This is a genomic window from Pseudomonas sp. B14(2017) (assembly GCF_002113255.1).
Lineage (GTDB): Bacteria > Pseudomonadota > Gammaproteobacteria > Pseudomonadales > Pseudomonadaceae > Aquipseudomonas > Aquipseudomonas putida_Z.
This window is the reverse complement of record NZ_NEJY01000058.1, coordinates 1-946: the sequence shown is the minus strand read 5'-3', so window position 1 is coordinate 946 and position 946 is coordinate 1. Positions and strand designations below refer to the sequence as shown.

Sequence of the window (946 nt, the reverse complement as noted above, 5' to 3'; positions counted from 1 at the left end):
ATCCGCGTCAACGGCCTGCAGCGGGTTTCCGCCGGCAGTGTCTTCGGTGCCTTGCCGCTGAACGTCGGCGACCAGGCCGATGACCGCCGACTGGTGGAGTCGACCCGTTCCCTGTTCAAGACCGGCTTCTTCCAGGACATCCAGCTGAACCGCGATGGCAATGTCCTGATCATCAACGTGGTCGAGCGCCCGTCGGTGTCGAGCATCGAGATCGAAGGCAACAAGGCCATCAGCACCGAAGACCTGATGAAGGGCCTGAAGCAATCCGGCCTGGCCGAAGGCGAGATCTTCCAGCGTGCCACCCTCGAAGGTGTGCGTAACGAACTGCAGCGCCAGTACGTGGCCCAGGGCCGCTACTCGGCCGAGGTCGACGCCGAGGTGGTGCCGCAGCCGCGCAACCGTGTGGCGCTGAAGATCAAGATCAACGAAGGCACCGTCGCCGCCATCCAGCACATCAACATCGTTGGCAACAACGTGTTCGACGACGAGACCCTGGCGCAGCTGTTCGAGCTGAAGACCACCAACTGGCTGTCGTTCTTCAAGAACGACGACAAGTACGCCCGCGAAAAGCTCTCCGGTGACCTGGAGCGCCTGCGTTCCTACTACCTGGACCGCGGCTACATCAACATGGACATCGCCTCCACCCAGGTGTCCATCACGCCCGACAAGAAACACGTCTACATCACCGTCAACATCAACGAAGGCGAGAAGTACACCGTCCGTGACGTGAAGCTGTCCGGTGACCTGAAGGTGCCGGAAGACCAGGTCAAGTCGCTGCTGCTGGTGCAGCCTGGCCAGGTGTTCTCGCGCAAGGTGATGACCAGCACTTCCGAGCTGATCACCCGCCGCCTGGGTAACGAAGGCTACACCTTCGCCAACGTCAACGGCGTGCCGCAGCCGAACGATGAAGACCACACCGTCGACATCATGTTCGTGGTCGACCCGG

Annotated in this window: 1 protein-coding gene; it reads left to right on the top strand. The window is 61.5% G+C overall.

The genetic code is table 11. From position 1 onward, the window contains the following. The coding region (bamA, locus tag CAG34_RS27310) for an outer membrane protein assembly factor BamA (protein WP_085593523.1) at positions 1–946 on the top strand (946 nt) is incomplete at both ends.